This is a genomic window from Terracoccus sp. 273MFTsu3.1 (genome assembly GCF_000383675.1).
Classification (GTDB): Bacteria; Actinomycetota; Actinomycetes; order Actinomycetales; family Dermatophilaceae; genus Terrabacter.
In genome coordinates, this window is sequence record NZ_KB911820.1 from 896,854 (window position 1) to 913,417 (window position 16,564).

The 16,564-nt window shown below is 67.5% G+C and carries 35 protein-coding genes; 30 read left to right on the forward strand and 5 right to left on the reverse strand.

Features of this window, described 5'->3' with window-relative positions:
* Window positions 1-24: 24 nt before the first annotated feature.
* Window positions 25-936, reverse strand: a complete 912-nt coding sequence (locus H283_RS0104290; RefSeq protein WP_156022960.1) for an FtsK/SpoIIIE domain-containing protein — start codon at window positions 934-936, stop codon at window positions 25-27.
* Entirely contained in the window at window positions 933-1,253 is a 321-nt protein-coding gene (locus H283_RS0104295; RefSeq protein WP_020142287.1) for a hypothetical protein, read from the reverse strand. The genes H283_RS0104290 and H283_RS0104295 overlap by 4 nt, the downstream gene beginning before the upstream one ends.
* A gap of 156 nt (window positions 1,254-1,409) precedes the next feature.
* On the opposite strand from H283_RS0104295, the gene H283_RS27545 reads away from it, so the two are divergent.
* The 29 genes from H283_RS27545 (at window position 1,410) to H283_RS24005 (ending at window position 14,128) form a co-directional block, all read left to right on the forward strand.
* Window positions 1,410-1,586 (forward strand): hypothetical protein, encoded by a 177-nt coding sequence (locus tag H283_RS27545; RefSeq protein WP_020142288.1) that lies wholly within the window; start codon window positions 1,410-1,412, stop codon window positions 1,584-1,586.
* 40 nt (window positions 1,587-1,626) lie between these two features.
* The gene (locus tag H283_RS0104305) at window positions 1,627-1,941 is read left to right on the forward strand and encodes a hypothetical protein (protein ID WP_020142289.1); all 315 of its coding nucleotides are present in this window, start codon (window positions 1,627-1,629) and stop codon (window positions 1,939-1,941) included.
* A gap of 89 nt (window positions 1,942-2,030) precedes the next feature.
* Window positions 2,031-2,294, forward strand: coding sequence for a hypothetical protein (locus H283_RS0104310; protein ID WP_020142290.1), 264 nt, complete (start codon window positions 2,031-2,033; stop codon window positions 2,292-2,294).
* Window positions 2,295-2,383: 89 nt separating this feature from the next.
* Window positions 2,384-2,851 carry a hypothetical protein gene (locus tag H283_RS0104315; protein ID WP_020142291.1) on the forward strand — a complete coding sequence of 156 codons (468 nt, stop codon included), beginning with the start codon at window positions 2,384-2,386 and terminating at the stop codon, window positions 2,849-2,851.
* Window positions 2,848-3,312, forward strand: a complete 465-nt coding sequence (locus H283_RS26490) for a hypothetical protein (RefSeq protein WP_020142292.1) — start codon at window positions 2,848-2,850, stop codon at window positions 3,310-3,312. Before H283_RS0104315 ends, H283_RS26490 begins: the two co-directional genes overlap by 4 nt.
* 89 nt (window positions 3,313-3,401) lie before the next feature.
* Window positions 3,402-4,337: a DUF2786 domain-containing protein gene (locus H283_RS0104325; RefSeq protein ID WP_020142293.1), complete on the forward strand. Its 936-nt coding sequence runs from the start codon at window positions 3,402-3,404 to the stop codon at window positions 4,335-4,337.
* Between the two features lie 5 nt (window positions 4,338-4,342).
* A complete protein-coding gene (locus tag H283_RS0104330) occupies window positions 4,343-4,594 on the forward strand; it encodes a hypothetical protein (protein WP_020142294.1) in 252 nt (83 codons plus the stop codon).
* 5 nt (window positions 4,595-4,599) lie between these two features.
* Window positions 4,600-4,845, forward strand: a complete 246-nt coding sequence (locus H283_RS0104335) for a hypothetical protein (protein ID WP_020142295.1) — start codon at window positions 4,600-4,602, stop codon at window positions 4,843-4,845.
* 91 nt (window positions 4,846-4,936) lie between these two features.
* Window positions 4,937-5,230 carry a hypothetical protein gene (locus H283_RS0104340; RefSeq protein ID WP_020142296.1) on the forward strand — a complete coding sequence of 98 codons (294 nt, stop codon included), beginning with the start codon at window positions 4,937-4,939 and terminating at the stop codon, window positions 5,228-5,230.
* A gap of 35 nt (window positions 5,231-5,265) precedes the next feature.
* Window positions 5,266-5,499, forward strand: coding sequence for a hypothetical protein (locus H283_RS0104345; protein ID WP_020142297.1), 234 nt, complete (start codon window positions 5,266-5,268; stop codon window positions 5,497-5,499).
* A 236-nt stretch (window positions 5,500-5,735) separates the two neighbouring features.
* Complete coding sequence (locus tag H283_RS0104350) at window positions 5,736-6,146, forward strand: hypothetical protein (protein WP_020142298.1); 411 nt, start codon at window positions 5,736-5,738, stop codon at window positions 6,144-6,146.
* Between the two features lie 90 nt (window positions 6,147-6,236).
* Window positions 6,237-6,911, forward strand: a complete 675-nt coding sequence (locus tag H283_RS0104355) for a hypothetical protein (protein ID WP_156022961.1) — start codon at window positions 6,237-6,239, stop codon at window positions 6,909-6,911.
* A gap of 94 nt (window positions 6,912-7,005) precedes the next feature.
* A complete protein-coding gene (locus H283_RS0104360) occupies window positions 7,006-7,374 on the forward strand; it encodes a hypothetical protein (RefSeq protein WP_020142300.1) in 369 nt (122 codons plus the stop codon).
* Window positions 7,375-7,464: 90 nt separating this feature from the next.
* Window positions 7,465-8,382 (forward strand): hypothetical protein, encoded by a 918-nt coding sequence (locus H283_RS24000; protein ID WP_020142301.1) that lies wholly within the window; start codon window positions 7,465-7,467, stop codon window positions 8,380-8,382.
* 85 nt (window positions 8,383-8,467) lie between these two features.
* Entirely contained in the window at window positions 8,468-8,746 is a 279-nt protein-coding gene (locus tag H283_RS0104370) for a hypothetical protein (RefSeq protein ID WP_156022962.1), read from the forward strand.
* A gap of 102 nt (window positions 8,747-8,848) precedes the next feature.
* Window positions 8,849-9,211 (forward strand): hypothetical protein, encoded by a 363-nt coding sequence (locus tag H283_RS0104375; protein ID WP_020142303.1) that lies wholly within the window; start codon window positions 8,849-8,851, stop codon window positions 9,209-9,211.
* Between the two features lie 98 nt (window positions 9,212-9,309).
* Window positions 9,310-9,627, forward strand: coding sequence for a hypothetical protein (locus H283_RS0104380; protein WP_020142304.1), 318 nt, complete (start codon window positions 9,310-9,312; stop codon window positions 9,625-9,627).
* Window positions 9,627-9,884, forward strand: a complete 258-nt coding sequence (locus H283_RS0104385; protein ID WP_020142305.1) for a hypothetical protein — start codon at window positions 9,627-9,629, stop codon at window positions 9,882-9,884. The genes H283_RS0104380 and H283_RS0104385 overlap by 1 nt, the downstream gene beginning before the upstream one ends.
* Before the next feature lie 149 nt (window positions 9,885-10,033).
* Window positions 10,034-10,441 carry a hypothetical protein gene (locus H283_RS0104390; protein WP_020142306.1) on the forward strand — a complete coding sequence of 136 codons (408 nt, stop codon included), beginning with the start codon at window positions 10,034-10,036 and terminating at the stop codon, window positions 10,439-10,441.
* The gene (locus H283_RS0104395; RefSeq protein WP_020142307.1) at window positions 10,442-10,630 is read left to right on the forward strand and encodes a hypothetical protein; all 189 of its coding nucleotides are present in this window, start codon (window positions 10,442-10,444) and stop codon (window positions 10,628-10,630) included.
* A 69-nt stretch (window positions 10,631-10,699) separates the two neighbouring features.
* The gene (locus tag H283_RS0104400) at window positions 10,700-11,851 is read left to right on the forward strand and encodes a hypothetical protein (RefSeq protein WP_020142308.1); all 1,152 of its coding nucleotides are present in this window, start codon (window positions 10,700-10,702) and stop codon (window positions 11,849-11,851) included.
* Window positions 11,852-11,934: 83 nt separating this feature from the next.
* On the forward strand, window positions 11,935-12,189 hold the full coding sequence (locus H283_RS0104405) for a hypothetical protein (RefSeq protein WP_020142309.1): 255 nt from the start codon (window positions 11,935-11,937) through the stop codon (window positions 12,187-12,189).
* 1 nt (window position 12,190) lies between these two features.
* The gene (locus H283_RS0104410; RefSeq protein WP_020142310.1) at window positions 12,191-12,475 is read left to right on the forward strand and encodes a hypothetical protein; all 285 of its coding nucleotides are present in this window, start codon (window positions 12,191-12,193) and stop codon (window positions 12,473-12,475) included.
* 57 nt (window positions 12,476-12,532) lie between these two features.
* Window positions 12,533-12,763 carry a hypothetical protein gene (locus H283_RS0104415; RefSeq protein WP_020142311.1) on the forward strand — a complete coding sequence of 77 codons (231 nt, stop codon included), beginning with the start codon at window positions 12,533-12,535 and terminating at the stop codon, window positions 12,761-12,763.
* Between the two features lie 50 nt (window positions 12,764-12,813).
* Window positions 12,814-13,191, forward strand: coding sequence for a hypothetical protein (locus H283_RS0104420; RefSeq protein ID WP_020142312.1), 378 nt, complete (start codon window positions 12,814-12,816; stop codon window positions 13,189-13,191).
* A gap of 1 nt (window position 13,192) precedes the next feature.
* Window positions 13,193-13,513: a hypothetical protein gene (locus H283_RS0104425; RefSeq protein WP_043647942.1), complete on the forward strand. Its 321-nt coding sequence runs from the start codon at window positions 13,193-13,195 to the stop codon at window positions 13,511-13,513.
* 2 nt (window positions 13,514-13,515) lie between these two features.
* Entirely contained in the window at window positions 13,516-13,755 is a 240-nt protein-coding gene (locus H283_RS0104430) for a hypothetical protein (RefSeq protein ID WP_020142314.1), read from the forward strand.
* A 2-nt stretch (window positions 13,756-13,757) separates the two neighbouring features.
* On the forward strand, window positions 13,758-13,940 hold the full coding sequence (locus H283_RS0104435) for a hypothetical protein (protein ID WP_020142315.1): 183 nt from the start codon (window positions 13,758-13,760) through the stop codon (window positions 13,938-13,940).
* A 2-nt stretch (window positions 13,941-13,942) separates the two neighbouring features.
* Window positions 13,943-14,128, forward strand: a complete 186-nt coding sequence (locus H283_RS24005; RefSeq protein WP_043647945.1) for a hypothetical protein — start codon at window positions 13,943-13,945, stop codon at window positions 14,126-14,128.
* Window positions 14,129-14,400: 272 nt separating this feature from the next.
* Here the strand turns inward: H283_RS24005 and H283_RS0104445 are convergent, their stop codons facing one another.
* From H283_RS0104445 to H283_RS27550, 3 genes are all read right to left on the reverse strand, one after another.
* Window positions 14,401-14,643: a hypothetical protein gene (locus tag H283_RS0104445; protein WP_156022963.1), complete on the reverse strand. Its 243-nt coding sequence runs from the start codon at window positions 14,641-14,643 to the stop codon at window positions 14,401-14,403.
* A gap of 53 nt (window positions 14,644-14,696) precedes the next feature.
* Window positions 14,697-15,038 carry an Lsr2 family protein gene (locus H283_RS0104450; protein ID WP_020142318.1) on the reverse strand — a complete coding sequence of 114 codons (342 nt, stop codon included), beginning with the start codon at window positions 15,036-15,038 and terminating at the stop codon, window positions 14,697-14,699.
* Window positions 15,039-15,367: 329 nt separating this feature from the next.
* Window positions 15,368-15,526 (reverse strand): hypothetical protein, encoded by a 159-nt coding sequence (locus H283_RS27550; RefSeq protein WP_020142320.1) that lies wholly within the window; start codon window positions 15,524-15,526, stop codon window positions 15,368-15,370.
* Window positions 15,527-16,267: 741 nt separating this feature from the next.
* Between H283_RS27550 and H283_RS24010 the strand changes: the two genes are divergently transcribed.
* Complete coding sequence (locus tag H283_RS24010) at window positions 16,268-16,537, forward strand: hypothetical protein (protein WP_020142321.1); 270 nt, start codon at window positions 16,268-16,270, stop codon at window positions 16,535-16,537.
* The last annotated feature ends 27 nt before the right edge of the window (window positions 16,538-16,564 follow it).

Consider the following 16,564-nt stretch of genomic DNA (forward strand, 5'->3'; position numbering starts at 1 on the left):
CTACCGGTTGGGGGCCTCACCTATTCAGCCGACGAGCCGCCGGAGGAGACTGCGTCGCTGCTGCTGTACCGGGATCGGCTGGGTCGGGAGGGACCCGGGCACCCTCGCGTCCGGACGGGGGATCTCCGGGGTCCAGAAGGCCTGCATCTGCACCGGCCGGTCACCCACCGTCGCGGCGTACGCCCGGCCCTTGATCGGTGCTCCGTCCTCGCCCGTGGGGAGCGGCTCCAGACGGGTGCGCCGACCGAACATCATGCCGAGCCCGTCGTCGTCCATGTTGCCGAGCGCGACGCGCATGCCGAGGTTCTGGCGGGCCTCCGTCGAGAGCCACGAGGCATCCGCCTGCTGGGAGATGAGGACGACGCTGACCTTCGCCTCACCACCGAGCCGGAGGATGGACCTAATCTGCTCGATGCACGGGTGCTCCGTGCCGACCGGCCGCACCGGTGACTTCACGGCCTTCGCCCGGGCTAGTTCCCGGGGCTTCACGACCGTATTCCAGTGCGTCTTGGTCAGTTCGTAGAGCAGTCGACCCTCATCGACCACGAGCACGAGCCGGTTGAGGTCCTCGGCACGAGCGCCCTGCTCCAGCGCGTCGTAGCGCTCCATCATGCGGCGCTCGACCCAGCCGATCTTGTGGGAGACGTCGTCGAGGTCACGCGAGGTGGCCCGGCCGAGCACGCCCGGGAGGCTCGCCACGTCGACCAGCGCGCTGCGCTTGGGGTCGATGAGGACGATGTCCGCACCCCGCTCGCTCAGGCCCTTGATGACCGTGCGGACGAGCGAGGTCTTGCCCGTGCGCGTGCGGCCCGTGAGGAGCATGTGCGGCTCGACGTCGGGGTTCCACAGCAGCATGCCGGTCTCGGTCAGCCCCAGCGGGATGGACGTGTGGACGAAGCCCGCCGGGATCTCGGCGAAGGTGGGGATCCTGCTCATGCCCACACCCCCGGGAAGAGCGCGTTGATCGCGTCAACGAGGGCCTCGTCGGTGATCGTGTAGGCGGCGGTGAAGCGCGAGCCCCGACCGTTGGAGAAGACCGGGAAGCCGTTCTTCCGGAACACCGAGTCGGCGATCCAGTGCGGCTCGTCGTCCCAGCGCGACAGGTGCAGCACCGTGCCGTCCTTGTCGACGACGGCGACCTCGGAGATGGGCTGGATGTCCGTGGCGAAGACGCCTCGGTTGTCCGTGCCGCGCTTCGCGTCGCGGAGGGTGAAGACTCCGCCGTTCGTGGCGGTGACGATGACCGGGTCCATGGTGACTCCTTGTTGGGTCGGTTGGTGGAGACACCAGTGTGGGGCATGGATCCGAATGTCGCAAGTCAAGTACTTCAGCGGTTCGGCTTGACAGAGGCTCAGAAGGTCTGCGCATACTGTGGGGACACACCGACCGGCTCCCCGAAAGGACCACCCATGACCACTGCTCAGATCTCCCGCATGACGCCCCGCCAGAAGCGCGTGGTTCGCCACTCGCTCGACGTCTTCGTCGTCGCGATGCTGGGCCTCGGCATCTGGCTCGCCTCCGGCGTCCACGAGGTCCGTCCCGTCCCGGCCCACTCGACCACCGTGGACTCCGGCGTCCACGTCTGACCCGCACCCCAACCCAACCGACCCACGAAGGAGTCCCACCATGGCCATCCGCACCACTGACGCCCCCGCCCTCGTCGCCTACTTCAACGTCTTCGTCCCCTACCGCTCGGCCGACAGCGCCGAGGACGCGCAGCGCATCGTCAACCGGTACCTGTACACCGGCTTCATGACCACGACGGTCGTGCAGTCCGAGTCCGACCTCGACGAGCCCTTCGACTCCTACAAGGTGCACGTCCGCTACGCCGACCACATCAGCACCGGCGAGGGCCGCATCCAGCAGCAGCGCGACCGCCTCTCCTCCGGGCTGTACGCCTCGTCGGAGCCCGTCCTCTTCCGCCGGGACGACAACGCCTGACAAGCACTTCGGCGGGTCGGGTTGACAGCCCGGCCCGCCATGCCCCACACTGAAGCCTCAACCCCACCCGACCCACGAAGGAGTCACACATGGCACAGCGAGTCCCCACCACGGCAGCCGACCCCGAGGGCCCCGCCGGTCGCTTCATCGAGCGCCACGGCATCGAGAAGTACCGCCGCGACTACGAGCGCGGCTGGCGCGCGGCCTACGGGCTCGACGCGGCTGACAACGACGGGCGCTCCGGCTCGGACGCGTGGATGGACGGCTACCTCGACCGCGCGTCGCGGGAGAAGTGGCACCTGCTCCGCTGCGCGAACCACGGCAACGAGACCGGCGGCTGCGGAGTCGCCTGACAAGCAGTTCGGCGGACGGGCTTGACACACCCGTCCGTCGTCTGCGCATAATGGTGTCGCACCCCCACCCGGCCCATGAAGGAGCCCCCATGATCACCGCTTTCGGCAAGACGTACGCAGACACCCTCGCGGCTACCGCCCGGATCGCTGTTCTCCACTCGCTGAACGAGACGTGGGGCGAGAGTGACGACCGCGTCACCGAGATCAACGCGCTCCGCGAGGGCATCGCCATCTGGGAGGCCGCGCAGGCCGAGGGCATGACCGAGGAGCCCGCCGAGGTGTGGACCGTCGCGAAGAACGAGTACGAGGTCCCCTGCGAGCACCCGCTCTGCGAGCAACTGCACCAGCGCTTCATGGTCGAGGAGAAGTGCTCCGGCCTCATCCAGACCGCGAACGTGTCGGTCTGGCGCGAGTGGACGGAGCGCTACCACAACCGCACGGTCTCCGAGTGGGTCATCCTCCACAACGGTGAGCGCGACGACCTCGCCGGGCGGTTCGACGCCTTCGACACCAAGCGTGACGCCCTCGCCGCCCTCACCCGTGCGGGGCTGCTGTGAACGTCACGGTGTCCGAGAAGGCCTTCTACGCCATGGAGCGCCGGGTGGACCGCTGGCTGGAGCAGGAGGGTCCTGTGCGGACGTTCGGGGCGGAGTGGTACCCGGAGCCGCTCGTGCGTTTCTCTGACGTCCCCGAAGTCCAGCCGTACGTCGACAAGGTGCTGGCCCTCGTAGGCTGTGACAGGCCCATCCGGGTGCGTCGTCGCCGGGGGAGCGCAGCCGCTCACTACGACGACGGCGTCATCGCCATCCCCTCGCGGCACAACGGCGGCGCGTACTTCCTGCGGGAAGACACCGCGCTGCACGAGATCGCCCACCACCTCACCCGGGGCGACGGACACGGTGCCCGCTTCGCCCGCGCATACGTCGACCTGCTCGCTGCCACCGGTCACCCGGTGCTCGCGCGCATGACGGAGATCGCCTGCTTCGAGGCGGGGCTCCCCGTCGCCAAGAACCGCTGACAACCACTTCGCCGTTTCGACTTGACAGCCCCCGAGCGCGTCTGCGCATAATGGGGGCACACACCAACCGACCCTTGAAGGAGTCACCTGTGTCTGACCACCTCGACCTCATCGCCAAGATCCTCGCCAAGGCGGAGCGCACCAACCACGAGTCCGAGCGCGACATGCTCTTCTCCCGGGCCCAGACGCTCGCCTCGCGCCACAGCATCGACCTCGCCCTCGCCCGCCAGCACACGGCCAAGGCCGAGCAGCGCGAGCAGCCGGAGGAGCGCACCGTCGTCATCGGTGCCTCCCGGACCAAGGGCCTCGCCCGGCTCGTGCGCCTCTTCGTCAACATCGCGGACATCAACGACGTCAAGTGCCTCATCGCGGGCGACAGCACCGTGGTGTACGCCTACGGCTTCCCGTCCGACATCGAGGTCGTCGAGGCCCTCTACGCCTCGCTCTCGGTCCAGATGGTCCACGCCGCAGACCGCTACATCCGCTCCGGTGAGCACAAGTCCGAGATGGTCAGGAAGCCCGGCCACTACAAGTGGGTCACCTGCTCCGAGGATGACCTCTACGGCGTGGAGCGGTTTAACCCCACGACCGGCGGGTGGACCTACCGCAAGCAGGTCTGGGTCGACGGTGAGGAGAAGCCCATCAGCGGCCACACCGCCCGCCAGAACTTCTACGTCGGCTTCGTCAACCGGATCACCGCGCGCCTGCGTGCGGCCCACAACGAGGCCGTGAAGGACGCTGAGACCGAGGAGCGCGGCCCGGTGGCAGAGATCGCCGCTGCGCCCCTCCAGAGCGCCCCTGAGACGCCCAACCTGCCCACCTCCGTGGCCCTCGCCCTCGTCGAGAAGCAGACCGCTGTCGACGAGTTCTACGAGGCCGAGAAGAAGCGCCAGAAGGTCCGTGGCTCGTGGGGTGGAGAGCGCCGCTCGAACCGCAACAGCACCGTGTCCCACGGAGCCCGCAAGGCCGGTGACCGTGCCGGTGCCAACGCCCACCTGTCCTCCTCCAAGCAGATCGGAAACTGACCATGATGAACCGAGCCGAGTACGAGGCCGTCGCCTCCGGGATCAACGAGGCCGAGGGGGACCGGGAGACCAAGGTCACCATCGCGCTGGAGATCGCCACCAACCTCTGCGCCACGAACGACCGCTTCGACCCCGTGCGCTTCCTGCAGCAGACCGGGCTGGCGCTCTCGGCCGACGAGATCGCCGAGTACAGCCACACGCTGCTGCTCCGCACCCGCACGGGCGTCGGTGCCGTCCGGGCCGACAGGAGAGGATGACCCACATGGACATCAGGACCACCACCACCATCACGCTCGACAAGGCCGAGCAGGTCACCTACGAGCGCGACAACGTGACGTTCGCGGTCAAGGTCATCATGCTGCACGACGGCGACGTCGAGCGCCCCCGGATCCTCTGTATCCGCGTGTACCGCAACGGCACCCGGACGGGGAACGCTCTGCCCCGCTCGTTCGGTGAACTGCCCGCAGAGGCCGCAGAGGCGGTGCGCGCGATCATCCGAGCGGTCTGACAAGCGGTCCGGCGTATCGACTTGACACGCCGGTACGCCGGGCCTCACACTGGCCTCACCGCACCAACCGACCCCCGAAGGAGTCAGCAGCATGAGCGAGATCTACGTCGACAAGGACGGCCAGAAGTGGCGCACCCCGACCAAGGAGGAACTGGCCAAGGGCCACGCCGTCCGAGAGGCCGTGGAGAGCCTGCTGGAGTCGTGGGCCCCCAACTACATGGAGTCCGGCCGCGTCTCCTCCTACGACGAGTGGATCGAGCGGGTCGAGGGGCTGGAGTTTCCGACCGAGCCCGACACCAAGATCGAACTCGGCTCGGACACGAGCGAGCACCCGTACACCACCATCAAGCGCATCGCCAAGGCCGTCGCGGCCGACCTCCGCTGAACCCCCACCCATCCCAGCCCGAGAAGGAGCCCCCCATGGCCAAGCACATCGAGTACACGAAGACCATCGAGAAGGTCGAGCGCTTGCGCTCGTCGACCAACGGCAACCCCCGCTGGCTCGTGACGTTCACGGACGGCGCGACGGCGAAGACCCAGCGCGACTCGTCGGTCGGCTACAGCATCGACAACCGGACCAACCTCGGCGTCCCGGTGCTCGTGAAGGCGACACCCGCCGGAGAGATCTGGGGCGTCGAGCCCGTCGAGCCGTGAGCGACACCTGCCCGCACGTCTGGCGCGTGTCGGACTGGACCCGCAGCCCCTCCACGGGGCTGTGGGTTCATGCCGACCCCGGCTGCATGCGACCGTCGCCGTACGCCGTCCCTCGCGAGCCCACGGAGCGCCCTCGTCGCCGCGTGGTGAGGGAGTCCTCCGGCGCTAGGTGATTCCCTCCTCGCGCGTGTCAACCGGGACAATGAGACCGATTGACACGACGAGAGGAACACCTCATGAGCCGCTTCATCCACACCCTCCCAGCCCTCGGCCTCGTCGGCGCTGTCGCCGCCGGTCTCACGGGCGTCCCGCACGACGCTGGAGCCCCAGACGCCGACCCGAGGTCCCACGCGCCCTACACCCAGCAGGAGGCGCTCACGCGGACGTACAAGGCCGCTGACGACATGCTGAGCGCGCAGGTGCACGGCTTCGAGAAGAGCGACGGGCTGAAGTGCTACCCGCCCCTGAAGGGCCCCAAGGACGCGAACTACACCACGATGCTCGTGCGGAACCGGAAGACCACCGGTGACGGCAAGCGCCAGTTCAACACCGGCGTGGTGCGCAAGACCTCGTTCCAGCAGGGCTGGGGAGACGTGCTGGAGCGCAAGGTCGCCGACCCCGTCGCATGGTGCACACCCAAGGGGTGACAACCAATTCGGCGGATGGACTTGACACCCCCATCCGCCGTCTGCGCATAATGGTGCCTCGCCCCCAACCGACCCATGAAGGAGTCCACCGTGACCGAGCAGCAGACCTACCCCACGCCCCTCGCCGACGCCGCCCGCGCCCTGCGCGAAGAGCACGACGCCAAGCGTGCCGAGTTCAAGGCCGAGCGCATCGCGGCCCTCTCCCGGAGCATGACCAAGGAGGCGGCTGTCGACCTCGCCGTCGAGAAGTACATCGACGCCCCGCGCTCGTCGGTGTCGAAGGCCATGGCCATCGAGGAGATCGCTGACGGCGACTGGGAGGACACCCCGCTCGCGAAGCAGATGCGCAAGGCGAACGACGAGGCCCACCGCGAGTCCAAGGTCATCAGCCGCGTCGAGAACCGCGACCAGTCCGTGGAGTTCCGCCAGAAGCAGATGATGGAGGTCATGGCCAAGCCGACCCTCCGCTACAACAGCCGTGGAATCGTCGAGGCCGCGCTCGACCTGCAGACCGCGTTCCTCGCCTCGCTGTGGTGGGAGAAGGTCGGCAACTGGATGACGCCCGAGGGTGAGGCCGAGCCGCTCAGCCCGCTGGACGCCGTTGCCCGGGTCCGTGAGGAGGCGACGACGTTCGCCCTCAACCCGCACCACAACCGCCTGCTCAGCCGCTCCACGAGCCTCGTGGCCAACATGACCGAGGACCTGCAGCGCATCGCCGCCACGGACTTCCTCGAAGAGACCGACAGGATCGTCCGGGGCTGGTAGCCCTCAGCCCTCGCCCCGACGTAGGTCGGCACCGGTGTCACGGCCGAGCGAGGGTACGCAGACCCAACAACCCGACCCGAGAAGGAGTCTCACCATGTCCGCCAAGAACCTCACCGACCAGCAGGCCCTCGACAACGCCCGCACCCTCGTCGACAACCTCCGCACCATCCGGCGGGACATGCTCCGCCGTCTCGACGACTTCACCCTCTACGTCGAGATGATCGCGGAGGACGTGGAGAAGGCTCAGCAGGGCGCAGAGGACGCGCGGAACATGCGCGTCTACTCCGCCACCAACTTCATCCGCCGGACCATGGAGAAGGTCGACGACATCACCAACATGCCCACCGGTGGCACCGACGCGATGCACGTGCGGGAGTTCCGCCACAACGCCTACGAGGCGCTCTCCGGCGAGGCCCTCGAACTGCCCTTCCGCCTCACCCGCGCTGGTGGCCACGAGGGCTGACAACCACTTCGCGCGTTCGACTTGACGCGAGCCCCCAGCGTCTGCGCATAATGGGGGCACACACCGACCCGGCCCACGAAGGAGCCCCGCATGAACCTCACCACCGCCACCCCCGTCGAGATCGACACCGAGATCGCCCGCATCTGGGACGCGCGGGCCACCCTCGGCGCGACGGTCGCCCACCTCACCAACTCGCTGCACCGCGCGGCCAAGGACGAGCAGGTGCGCGTCCACACCGGCCGCTGGGGCTCCTACAAGACGCGCTGGGGCATGGACCTCGACGCCGCCATCGAGCGCGTCGAGGAGATCGCTGCGGGCGACGGCGAGGTCTGGGAGGTCCGCGCTGCTGTCAAGGCCCTCGACGAGTGGAACGCCGCCATGGCGCAGGCGACAGCGCTGAAGGCCGAGGAGGCCCCGCTGCACGCCGAGTTCAAGCGCCGTGGCGGCTGGACCCGCGCCTTCCTCGCGACGTCGTCCAACGGCCACATCCACTCCAGCCGCGAGTGCTCGACCTGCTACGAGACCACCCAGTTCTTCTGGTTCGTCGACCTCTCGGGCCACGACGAGGCCGAGATCGTCACCAAGGCTGGCAGCGACGCTTGCACGGTCTGCTACCCGTCCGCCCCGGTCAACGACCTGAAGCGCCCCCGCTCGATCTTCAGCGACGACGAGAAGGCCGCGCAGGCTGCTCGCGAGGAGCGCGCTGCTGCCAAGGCTGCCAAGGACGCCCTGAAGGTGACGGTCGAGGGCATGGGCCAGAACTACCGGGACGGCGTCCACCGCCCGAAGACCTACAACACCGAGCGCGCCGTCGAACTGGAGATCAGCAGCAACCTCACGTCGCTCACGCGCTCCCCGAACCACCCGTGGGCTGCCCAGTGGAAGACCAACGTCCAGAACTGCGCGCAGGCCCTCGCAGACCGCCGTGGGACGACCGTGGAGGCCATCGTGGAGCCGATCAAGGCCCGCGTCGAGAAGAAGGTCGCCAAGGAGAACAGCGGCTGGTGACAAGCACTTCGGTGGGGCGGCTTGACGGTCGCCCCACCGAGGCCTCATACTCGGAGCACCCACCCGGCCCACGAAGGAGCCTCCAGTGCGACCCAGCAGCATGAAGAACCACGTCGGCGAGACCAGCGCCTTCCGCGCCACGAAGCGCACCACGCGCATCCACGAGGCCCACGCCCTCATCGCCGAGCGCACGGCCGAGATCGAGGCCCTGCTGGCCGCTCTGGACGTCGAGCCGGACCGGAAGGCCCGCCGGGTGCTGACGCTCCGTCTGCAGGGCACACGCCGCAACCTCGCGTCGTGGGAGGCCTACGTGGCCAAGGGCAGCGAGCGCGAGGGTCGGGCGGTCATGGGCAGGGCTGCCTGACGACACGCCGACAACCACTTCGGCTGAATGAGTTGACAGCCCCCCACATCGTCTGCGCATAATGGACCCACACCAACCGACCGGCCCACGAAGGAGCCCCACATGAACCACAACTACGCCACCCACACCACCGCCCTCCCGCGCGCTGCCGCTGACGACGCCCCCCAGTACAACGCGGTCTCGTGGGCCTTCGCCAAGGGCCGCAAGGAGATCACCAAGGCGGGCCTCCCCATCACGGCCGGGCTCGTGCTCGTCGCCTTCGCCCAGCACGCCGAGGCCGCGCTCGCCTCGCCTGAGGGCTACGACCAGACGCAGTTCACCGACATGACGGCCCTCACCGGCCTGAGCATCTCGACGATCCGCACCCACGCGAAGTCGCTCGCCCGGCTCGGTCTCCTGCGCGAGCGGTCCTTCGGCTACCGCCTCCCGGAGGTCGCCTTCAACGCGGAGTGGCTCGCTTCCTGAGCCCCACCGCCCCCGCCCCGACGTAGGTCGGCACCGGTGTCACGGCCGAGCGGGAGGCACTCAGTCCCAACCAAACCCGACCCATGAAGGAGTCACACATGTTCCTCTCCGTCCCCGCCATCTCCGCCCCCACTGCCGCCGGTCGCAACGAGCGCCGTATGGCCGAGGTCCGCCAGAGCATCGACGACGCGCTGGCTCAGGCCAACGCCCTCGCCGACATCATCCGGGATGTGCGCCTCGACCTCGCGGCCAACGCGGACGCTCTCGTCGCCGACATGGACGAGCGTCGTGGCCCGGTCAACATGACCCAGCACTTCGCCAACAAGGCCGACGACGTGAACCGGCAGATTCTGAAGGTTCAGGAGGACATGCTCCGCGTCCTCGCCCTCGCCGCTGGCTTCGAGGTCACGGCCTGATGGGCGCGTTCCGGATCACCTTCAACGTCATGGTCGACGACCGCGAGAAGGCCCGTGACGCCGCCACGCACGCCATGCACGAGGCGGGCGAGGAGATCGAGATCGTCCGCTTCGGAACCCCGCGTCTGGCCCCCTCGGTCTACGGCGTGACCCTCTGGTTCCGCGCAGCCGACGCCAACGTCGCGGCCGACTACCTGAAGCGCCTCCAGCGCCTCCCCGGGCAGCCCCCGAGCGACGCCTACACCCTGCACCTCTGAGCCACCCCGACGCCCGTTTGGACCACGGCACAACGGCCTACAGGGCCACCTCGCACGACACACCGGCTACCGAGCACCAAGAGGATCTCGGGCAGGTGGGAGGGCGTCACAGACCCGCACACACAACCGACCCCCAGAAGGAGATCACCATGTCCCAGTTCCCCACCCAGCACTTCACCCCGACGAGCACGCAGGACAGCGCGAACGCGTGGGACCGCCTCGCCGACGGCGTCATCGGCCACGTCGGCACCACCACGACGCCGGAGCGCGCGCGTGCGGCCTTCTCCGCCCTCGACGAGGACGACAAGCGCCTGCTGCTCCACATCCTCAACAACGTGCCCGCGATGAAGACCCAGCACCTCAGCACGGCCCTCAGGTCGACCATGCAGCACACCTCCCGGCCCCACGCCGTCGCGTGGAAGGACGAGGTCGCCATCGCTGCCCAGCGGCTGCAGGACGCCCTCACGCTGGTGCCGAGCAACGTGGCCCACTACGCCGTCGAGCAGGCCCGCCCGCTGCTCCGTGTGCTCGCCAAGATCAACCTCCCGGGAGCCTGAGTGGAGACGCCCACCTTCCGCACCTCGTGCAAGGGCTGCTCGGCAGCAGCGTCCGGGCTCTTCGAGCAGACCGTCCCATGGTGGGTCGAGAACCACGCCGCCGTCGCTCACCCGCACTGGGACCCCCGGGTCGTCGAGCGCAACGTGACGGTCGAGCGCGACACGCTGACAACCAGTTCGCGCGTTTGAGTTGACGGGTGGTGGGGCCAGACCCCATACTGGTCTCACCACCCCAACCGGCCCACGAAGGAGCCCCAGATGAGCATTCGCCTCACGCACGCAGAGTTCGCCGCCACGCAGGACAAGGTCGCCAAGATCAACACCCGCGCCGCCAAGCGTGGCTTCACCGGCCGCTTCGAGGTCGTCGGCACGCCCGTCACGGTCACGAAGGTCGACGAGTCCACCGGCTTCGAGATCCGCCTCGCCTACATGGAGACCACCATCACGGGCGAGGCCCCCAAGTACAACGGCTGGACCTTCCTCGCCACGCTCGACTGGGACAGCGTCGCCGACGGCCTCATCGTCCGCGCCTTCTCGGAGGACGTGCAGGTCGACCGCGACGCGCTCGTCAAGGGCCACTGCGACCACTGTGGCGTCCAGCGCTACCGGAAGAACACCTACGTCGTCGTCAACGAGGCGGGCGAGCAGAAGCAGGTCGGCTCCTCGTGCATCAAGGACTTCCTCGGCCACGACGCCACCGTCGTCTTCATCACCTCCAGCGAGGTCTCCGAGGACGCCATGGGCGGCGGCTCGTTCGGTGACCCGGTCGCCGACACGCTGAACGTCCTCGCCATCGCGTGGGCAGCCACCCGCGCCTTCGGCTACGTCCCCGCCTCGGCCTTCTCCGGCTCCACCAAGGAGGTCGTCTCCGGCATCCTCTGGGGTCGCTCGAAGATGGACAACGAGGCCCGTGCCGCCATCACGGAGTACGTCGAGGGCTCGGACGCCGCTGCCGTCGAGGTGCGCGACTTCATCCTCTCCGACGCCTTCTCCGGCACCAGCGACTACGTCCTCAACCTGAAGGCCATCGTGGGCTCCGAGACGGTCACGCCGAAGAACATCGGCTTCCTCGTCTCCGCTCCGCAGGCCTTCGCCCGGGCCATGGAGAAGACGCTCATCCGCGAGCGCGAGAAGGACGCCACGGCTGACAGCGTCCACGTCGGCACGGTCGGCGACAAGGTCGAGATCGAGGCCACCATCACGCGCATCAACTTCATCGAGTCCAACTGGGGCGTCACGGTGCTCTACACCCTCCTCGCCACGGACGGGAACGTCTACAAGTGGTTCGCCTCCCGCGAGGCCCTCGGCGAGAAGCAGGGCGTCGAGGTGAAGGTCAAGGGCACGATCAAGGACCACGACGAGTACAACGGCACCAAGAGCACGGTGCTCACCCGCTGCAAGGCCCTCTGAGCCCACAGAACGACCCGGGAGGGGCTCCGGCCCCTCCCGGCCTCTCACAGCCCCGTACACAGCCCACGAAGGAGCACACAGCCATGAACGAGCACCTCACCGAGCAGACCGTGAAGACCCTGCTGGCCAAGCGCCTCCTGCGCCACAGCAAGCGCTGCGACGAGACGCGCGAGAGCCTGAAGCACGCCTACAGCCCCGAGGACATCTACCAGCACAGCCGCCGTCTCTCCGAACGCCTCTCGGCCATCGACGAACTGCAGGAGGTGTGGGAGCGCCTCTTCGGCAACACCCCCACCCTCGCCGAGGTCCACCAGCACGCCACCCACGAGGAGAACTGACATGCAGCCCCACGAGATCGCCGACGCCGCTGACAAGGCCCGCGTCTACCCCGGACCCAAGGACCGCGAGGCGATGGCCGCGTACCGCCAGCAGGGGTACGACATCCGCGACCAGTTCTCGGCCGACCTCTCCCGCGAGTACCTGCCGAACGAAGCCCGCCACGCCGCCACGAAGATCTTCGACAAGGCGTGGAGCGACGGCCACAGCGAGGGCTACCACCGGGTCGAGGAGATCTACGAGGAGATCGCGGACATCGTCCGTGTCGTGGTCGACGGGCTGCGCTGACAACCACTTCGGCGGTTCGGCTTGACGCGCCATGGGTCTAGGCCCCACACTGGACCCATGGCCACCAACAGCACCCACTCCGTCCGCATCTCCCGCATGAGCATCGAGCCCGGCATGAAGATCAGCCTCCCCGAGTACGACGTCCGCCCGTACGTCGTCACCGTCGGAAGCGTCGAGCACACCGCCGACAGCACCCGGATCGTCGCGGCCCGGTCCGGCGTCATCATCAACCTCAAGCCCGGCGAGCCCGTCGAGGTGTTCCCGAAGCCCGGCGAGATCTGGGCCTGAACGCCACCACTCCCACCACCCACCAACCCGCCCGAGAAGGAGCACACACCATGGGACACAGCACCGCATCCGACGCCGCCAACCTCGCCCGCGTCGGCGACATCAGCCTCCAGCGCGCTGTCGCGATGAACCTGCAGAGCAACCACTACCCGCCCATCCCGACCGCCTACGTCGAACCGGTCACCGAGGCCATCGCAGCCGCGCAGGACGACGACGCTGACCGGCTCATCTGCATCAACGGCGTCGAGAGCACGGGCATGCTGCCCCGGCAGGCGGAGACGGACGAGGACGGCATCATCACCGTCCCGGCGCGCGTGCTGCTGGACATCACGCACTCGTGGGTCTTCGTCGAGCAGGACGACGAGCCCTACGGCGACGAGGACGAGGACTGGGACCTCGACGGCCCGGCGCACGTGCGGGAGGCCTGAGATGACGCGCATGGTGATCGGCGACGACCTCTCCCCCCACTTCATCGACGACGGCCCTCAGCGTGACCGCTGCGACTTCTGTGGCCGCGTCGCCGTCGACCACGACTACGGCATGGTCATCGAGGGCCCCACCGGCCGCAGCAGCGAGGACGACGAGGGGCAGGACGGCTGGGGCCACGTCCACTGCATCGAGCAGGCCGGGCTCACCGTCGTCCACACCGACGACTGGTCCGGCAAGGACGATGGGATCCACTACGAGGATGTCCGCGAGGTCGAGCCCGACTTCGACTACGACGAGTTCTACGGCCGGAAGGGGCGCTGACCATGGCACTGCGCGAGTGGGGCATCTGGACCGAGAACGACGGCGGCTTCATCGAGGCCCAGATCTACAGCACCGAGCAGGGCGAGGCCCGCCTCGTCGAGTACTTCGAGGAGGACCCCGACAACGTGGGTGACCTCTCGCTCGTCGAGATCTGCCCCGACCACGAGCAGCAGCCCAAGGACGCGTGTGAGGAGTGCGCAGCCGAAGAGACCGACGACGACGACGAGGAAGAGGAGGACTGAGCATGCTGGTCTGGACCGCCCTGAGCATGGCCCACGGCATCGCGAGCAACCCCGAGCACCACAACTACCCGCTCGACGACATGGTGGCCGCACACGAGCGTCTGGAGCGCTCGGAGAAGAACGACCACTACCAAGAGGAGATCGAGACCCTCGCCCGCGCCATCCGACTGACCGAGGAGGTCTGACCATGGCTGAGACCACCACCTGCCGCAAATGCGGGAAGCGCATCAGGTTCGAGAGCCCACACACGGGCTGGGTGGAGACGCTCTCCGGCGATGAGGGCGGCAACTACGACCTCTGCATGAGCAACCAGCCGGACCTCGTCCACGTGCCCAAGCGCGCGACTCACGAGTTCGCCGCATACGACGACTGACCACCACACAGCGAGAGCCCCCAGCCGAATTGGCTAGGGGCTCTTCGCGTTATCGAGCGGGGATCTCGGCGGAGGAGAATGGTCCCAGCAGCACCAGCACACAGGGGGCCACCATGGCGCACATCCCAGACGAGTCCGACTTCACCAGCCGCGCATTGCGCGACCGCCTCATTCAGGCACCTGCGTGGCCCGCTGAGCGCCCTTTGCCCCCTCCGACGACCACGGACACCCAGCAGCCCGTTTAATCGCCGTAAATGGGCGCACAGCGCTGATTATCGGGGAATACGCACGGGCTTGTGGTGCGCGCGAAGAGGAGCGTTCAGGATCTCCACTCCAGCACCCTCGTCCGCGAGCATGTAGACCCACACCCGCGCGTGCCCTGCAGCCCTCACGATGTGGGTCGAGATCTCGTCCGGCAGGGCCATGACCTGCGCGTAGTCGAGCGGCTGCCGCTGGTCCCCACGGGCCGCACGCTGTGGGTAGCGCGACTTCGCGTAGGGCGCTGAGACGAGCACGTCCACGGTGTCCCGTAGGCGTGGCTTCTCCTCGGTCGCGTTCATCGTGCGGCTCAGGCCGTCGCCTTCTCGAATTGCGCGCGGACGTCCTCTGGGATACGCCCCTTGGCACCGACCGTCACACCCTCCTTGGCAGCCCACTCGCGAATTGCCGCCGCGTTGCCGTCGCTCTTCTTCGAGCCGCTCGGCTTGCTCGTCGACTTGCTCGCCTGCCTGATCGAGCCCGCCTTTCGAGCGTGCCCCACGAACGACGCCAAGGCCGCACGGAGCGCCTTAGCGTTCTTGTCGTTCAGGTCGATCTCGTAGGCCTTGCCGTCGAGCCCGAACGTCACGGTCTCGGTGGCGTCCGAGCCGTCGATGTCGTCGACCAGCAGGACTTCGATTTTCTGTGCCATGGGATAACGCTCCTCTGCGCTGCGAATTGGGTCGCGACGAGATTACCCACATGCGCCTGATAAAGCACGCTCAGGGCGTCAGCAGCCCGCGTGTCACGCGTACGCGAGCACGACACGGAGCGATTTCGGGCGGGATGAGAGGTCCTCCAGTTGCGGCACCACCCACACCCCCATACGGTCGACGAGCAACCGGTCGGCCTGCAGCCCCCGGCCCACGCGCTGACCCCCTTCCCAGCCGCGCGGTCCGGGGGTTGCCGTCGTCACCAGTCGCTGTCCTCGGCCCACGCGCTGACCCCCTTCCCAGCCGCGCGGTCCGGGGGTTGCCGTCGTCACCAGTCGCTGTCCTCGGGCACCCGGTCGTGCACCTCGCGCTGGTAGGTCCAGAACATCGAGGCCCACACGGTGCGCCCCTCGTGCTCCCGGAACCACCGGTACGAGTCCCACCAGAACGACGCCCGCAGGCTGACCTCACGCCACCTCTTGCCCATGCTGCACAGCGTAGGGCGAGGAGCCCCCCGAACAGATTTCGGGCGAGGCTGAGAGGTCCTCCAGCACCACCACTCCCATACAGCACACCACCGAGCGCCATGGCACCGACAGCCCTCCCGGCCACTGGCTGCACGCTCAGCGTGCGCTGTGCATTTACATGCGATTAATGCGTGAATACATTCATGAGTTGCTACTGACAATTCGAATATGTGTAGGATCAGGGCACAATCGCGGAGTCTCAATAATCGGAATATGTGCAGTGGTCGATTTACTCGATAATCGCGATAACTCACATATGAGATAATGGCGATAACTCACAATTGGTATGGCCGAAAGCCTTGACACGCGGCGATAAGCATGCGTCCCCCCTGCGAATGTGCTGATAAGGTTCATTATGTTCGATTGCTCGGCGGTTGCATCCACATCCGATGTGTGCATCATGGGATCTGGGCTTGACAACCACATCGTCGGTGTGCCTTGCAAGCGTGGGCTCATACCAGATATGAGTTGCGGCTATCGAAGAAATGCACCTGAAATGCATTTAAATATACCCGAGGGGGGTACCCTTAAACGCGCCGCGCTGGGGGGAGGGGCCTGATGACTCGCGAGACTCGAACCCATACGCGTACGGGACAGTGGTCGGAAGGGGCTGGCGCACAGGGAAATCGGGGGAATTGGGGGAGTCGGGGCACTGGGGAGCACGAGGGCCGACAAGTGGTTCGCGTGATACGGTTGCGGGCATGACCAAGACGAAGCACTGCTCGCGCTGCGACACGACCAAGCCCATCGACGAGTTCTACGCGAACAAGGCCACAGCCGACGGCGTTCAGACGTACTGCAAGGCGTGCTGGAAGACCTACCGGAGCAAGCGCTGGCACGCGGGCGAGCGGGAGTCGCAGTACGCGTGGCGTCGGGCAAACATCGAGAAGGTGTGTGAGTACAACCGACGCGCTGGCATCAAGTACCGCGCGAAGAAGCGCGCGGCTGCCACTGCAAAGCACATCGACTGAACGACTTGACGGCCCATAAATCACCTG